Source organism: Actibacterium sp. (assembly GCF_041584535.1).
Classification (GTDB): domain Bacteria; phylum Pseudomonadota; class Alphaproteobacteria; order Rhodobacterales; family Rhodobacteraceae; genus Actibacterium_D.
The window spans coordinates 1-4435 of the sequence record NZ_JBFHDW010000229.1 but is presented as its reverse complement, the minus strand read 5'-3'; the positions used below and the strand labels follow the sequence as shown (position 1 = coordinate 4435).

At 63.2% G+C, this 4435-nt stretch carries 3 protein-coding genes; all 3 read right to left on the bottom strand.

Features of this window, described 5'->3' with window-relative positions; all coding sequences use genetic code 11:
• A partial coding sequence (locus ABYW26_RS11170) for a TrkH family potassium uptake protein (RefSeq protein ID WP_372604952.1) occupies window positions 1–1418 on the bottom strand: 1418 nt, incomplete at its 3' end.
• Between the two features lie 9 nt (window positions 1419–1427).
• The gene (trkA, locus tag ABYW26_RS11165; RefSeq protein ID WP_372604951.1) at window positions 1428–2804 is read right to left on the bottom strand and encodes a Trk system potassium transporter TrkA; all 1377 of its coding nucleotides are present in this window, start codon (window positions 2802–2804) and stop codon (window positions 1428–1430) included.
• A 55-nt stretch (window positions 2805–2859) separates the two neighbouring features.
• Window positions 2860–4269 carry a sigma-54-dependent transcriptional regulator gene (locus ABYW26_RS11160; RefSeq protein WP_372604949.1) on the bottom strand — a complete coding sequence of 470 codons (1410 nt, stop codon included), beginning with the start codon at window positions 4267–4269 and terminating at the stop codon, window positions 2860–2862.
• Between the last annotated feature and the right edge of the window lie 166 nt (window positions 4270–4435).

Here is a 4435-nt window from a genome sequence, read left to right as displayed (position 1 = left end):
CCCAGCGTTGAATAATAGATCGGCACTTCGCCCGCGACTTCGGCCAGAGGCCCGGTGGTCGCCAACGCCGCAACGGTCAGGATCGTGCTGTCCTCGAACCCCAGCCCGGTCAGCGACAGTGCCGACATGACCACGGCAATCGACAGCGCGAACAGCATGAAGAAAATCCACGCCACGAATGCGCCCTGCCGCCGGATATGCCGCGCCAGCGCCCCCGATCCACCGACCGAGGACGGATGCACCAGCTTATCCATCTCGCGCATCCCGTGCTTATACAGCGCATAGACCCGCAACAGCTTGACCCCGCCCGCCGTGGTCGCCACCCCGCCGCCGATCAGCGCCAGCCCCAACAGCACCAGCCCCGGCGTCGGCAGGCCCGACCACGCATGGGCCTGATCCCAGTTCAGCGAGGCAAAGCCGGTGGTGGTCAGGAACGACAGGACCGAAAACACCGACCCCCACAGCGCCGCCGAGGCGCTGACCAGATCCTGCTGTTCGTCCACATCATAGGCACCGATCCAGTGCCGCAGGAACAGAAAGGCCGGCACCACCAGCACACAGACCAGTCCGGCCAGAAACTCGGGATCGTTGCGCAGGCGTTTTATCCGCAGCACAAAGGCCTCGCGGGCGAAGGTCTGGCGCGACAGGGCAAAAATGAAGAACACGAAGATGAACATCTCGCCCGGCACCCCGGATTGCGCGCCTTTCAGGCCGCCGACCGGGGAAATGCCGCTGGTGGCCATGGTCGACATCGCATGGCTGATCGCGACCAGCCCGGTGTCTCCGGCAAGGATCAGCAACACCCACAGCACCGCCGTCAGCCCGGCATAAACCGGCAGCAATTGCAGCGCATAGCGCATCAGCCGCTCGCGCGGGTCGGCGGTGCGGACGCTAAGCTCGTCCCGGCTGGCGCCACGACCGATGGTGTCGGTGGACAGAACCTCGAACCCGCCCAGATTCATCGGCGCCAGAATGGCGATGGCGGTGATCCAGACGAACAGCCCGCCCATCCAGCCGACCAACGCCCGCCACAGATGCACCGATGGCGGCAGCCGCCCCGGATCGTCGAACAGCGTGGCGCCGGTGGTGGTCAGGCTGGAGACCATCTCGAAATAAGCGTTCAGGAACGATGTATCCGGCACCGCCTGCGTCACCGGCAGCGCCAGCATCAGCGGCAACAGCACAAAGGTCGCGGGCAAGGCCAGCAGGTGACTGCGGGCCAGATTGCGCGAGCGGTTGTTATAGGTGGCAATCGCCACCACCGCGTTCAGCACCGTGAACAGCAGGAAAGAATAAAAGAACGCCCGCGCCACGGCATGATCCAGAACCAAAGACGCATGCAGCGCCGGCACAAGCATCGCCGCCGCCGCCAGCCCCGTGAGGATCACCAATAGTGGAACGTTCAGAAGGACGCGCATCGGGGCGGATCAGAAAAAGTCGATCGAGACCTGCAACAGGCGCTCGACCTCGGGCACGTCGGCGGCAAGGCAGAACAGAACCACCACGTCGCCTTCGTCGATACGGGTGCCGCTTTCGGGGCGGATCACCTTCTTGCCCTTTTTCAGCGCCCCGACCAGCACGCCTTGCGGAAATTCGATGTCGCGGATCATCCGGCCCGAGATCGGCGAGGTCGACAGAACCTGCGCCTCGATCACCTCGCCTTCGGCATCGCCGATGGAATAGACGCCGCGCACCCGCCCGTGGCGGATGTGGCGCAGGATCGAACTGACCGTGGTGGCGCGCGGGTTGATATGGGCGTCGATATCCAGCGGCCCCATCATCGGCACCAGCGACGGATCGTTCACCAGACTGATCGCCATGTGACAGCCCGCAGCCTTGGCCCGGACCGCTGCCAGCAGGTTGGTCTTGTCGTCATCGGTCACGGCCAGAACCGCGTCGGCGCGGCTGATACTGGCCTCGGCCAGCAGGTTCATGTCCATGCCATCGCCATGCAGCACGATTGTCCGCTCCAGCGCATCCGCCGCGCGTTCGGCATTGGCACGGCTTTTTTCGATCACCTTGGCGCGCACCCGGTTGACCCGGCGTTCCAGCGCCTGCGCCACCGCCAGCCCGACGTTGCCGCCGCCGATGATGACGACGCGCTCTTGTTTACGGGTGGATTTGCCGAAGATTTCCAGCGTCCGGGTCACGTCATCGGTATGGGCGATGACATAGATCTGATCCATGGCGAACAACTGGTCGCCCGGTTCGGGCGCGAACAACGTGCCTTCGCGGCGAATGCCGACCACGGTGGCCCGAAGGGTCGAGAACAGATCGGTCAACTGCCGTAGCGGCGTGTTGGTCACCGGACAATCGGCGTCGATCATGATGCCGATCAATTGCGCCTGACCGTCCAGAAAGCTTTCCGTGTCAAAGGCCGAGGGCAGGTCCAGCCGCCGCAGCGCCGCCTGAGCGACCTCCAGTTCCGGACTGATCACCACGTCGATCGGCATATGGTCGCGGCGATAGAGGTCGGAATAAATCGCCGTCAGGTAACTTTGCGACCGCAGCCGCGCGATCTTGCGCGGCACCGCGAAAATCGAGTGGGCCACCTGACAGATGACCATGTTGACCTCGTCCGAATAGGTCGCGGCGATGATCATATCGGCATCGCGCGCCCCGGCACGGTCCAGAATATCGGGATATGACGCAAAGCCCGCCACGCCCTGAACATCCAGAGAATCCGTCGCCCGGCGCACCAGATCGGCGTTATTGTCAACGACGGTGACGTCGTTCTTTTCGTTGGCAAGATGGCGCGCGATTTGCCAGCCGACCTGACCCGCGCCACAAATGATGACCTTCATGTCCGGTCCCCGGCTGCAAAACTTGGGCTATCCTTGTCAGATGGCAACGGGGCGGTCAATCGACCTCGTCCTCGTTTTCGACATGCGCCACCCGCGCACCGGCCTTGCTGGTGGTCACGACCCCCAGCGATTTCAGCTTGCGGTGCAGGGCGCTGCGTTCCATTCCGACAAAATTTGCGGTGCGGCTGATGTTGCCGCCAAAGCGGTTGATCTGGGTCAGCAGATATTCACGTTCGAACAATTCGCGGGCCTCGCGCAAAGGCAGGGTCGCCAGCGCGCCGGACAGGGCCAGACGGCCCTCTTCGGCGGGGGCTTCGGCCTGCATCGGCAGTTCGCGCGCCTCGATCGGGCCCGCGCCATCGCCAAGGATCAGCACCCGTTCAATCACGTTCTTCAACTGGCGCACGTTGCCCGGCCAGGCCATGGTTTGCAGCAACGCCTGAGCCTCATCACCAAGCAGGCGCAGCGGCAGCCCCTGCCCGCGATTGAATTCGGCGATGAAATGCCGGGCCAGTTCGGGAATATCCTCGCGCCGTTCGTCCAGCGCCGGCACCGCAATCGGCACCACGTTCAGACGGTGGAACAATTCCTGCCGAAAGCGGCCCTGATCGATCTCGGTCTGCAGGTCGCGGTTGGTGGACGAGATCACCCGCAGATCGACCCGCACCTTGCCGGTGCCGCCGACGCGCTGGAATTGCTGATCGACCAGCACCCGCAGGATTTTCGATTGGGTGCCCAGCGGCATGTCAGCCACTTCGTCAAAGAACAACACGCCGCCATGCGCCTGTTCCAAAAGGCCCGGCTCGACCCCCCGTTCGGGGGTTTCGCGGCCAAACAGCACCTCTTCCATGCGCTCGGGCTCGATCGAGGCGGAATTGACCGTCACAAACGGCGCGTTGGCGCGGTTGGAATGGGCGTGAATATAGCGCGCGGCGACCTCTTTGCCGCTGCCGGCGGGGCCGGTCAGCATCACGCGGCCGTTCGACTTGGTGACCTTTTCAAGCTGCGATTTCAACCCCTTGAACGCCGCACTTGAACCGATCATCTCGGACGAGGTCACATCGCGGCGCTTGAGATCCTGATTTTCGCGGCGCAGGCGCGAGGTCTCCATCGCGCGGCGGATCACCACCAGCAACTGGTCGATGTTGAACGGCTTTTCGATAAAGTCATAGGCACCCTGACGGATCGCCGCGACCGCGATTTCGATATTGCCGTGACCCGAGATGATGACGATCGGAATATCGGGGTTGTCGCGCTTGACGGCGCTCAGAATGTCGATCCCGTCCATGCGGCTGTCTTTCAGCCAGATGTCGAGGATCATCAGCGCCGGCGGATCGTCGTTGATCGCCTGCATGCATTCATCGGAATTGGCCGCAAGGCGCGTTGTATACCCTTCGTCCTTAAGGATATCCGAGATCAGCTCGCGGATGTCGCGTTCGTCGTCGGTTATCAGGATGTCGCCCATACTTGTACCCTTTTGCCTTGTCACTCGGCCGCGGTTCCGGTCGCGCCGGACAGATCGTCCTGCGTGACCTCAAGCACCGGCAGACGAATGTCCGCCTGTGCGCCGCAATGCGCGTTTCCGTCAAAAATCGGCGCGTCGGTCAAAACCAGCGTGCCGCCATGTTCCT

Coding starts and splice junctions, on each gene's coding strand:
- trkA (WP_372604951.1), bottom strand. CDS start 2,804: ATGAAGGTCATCATTTGTGGCGCGGGTCAGGTCGGCTGGCAAATCGCG.
- ABYW26_RS11160 (WP_372604949.1), bottom strand. CDS start 4,269: ATGGGCGACATCCTGATAACCGACGACGAACGCGACATCCGCGAGCTG.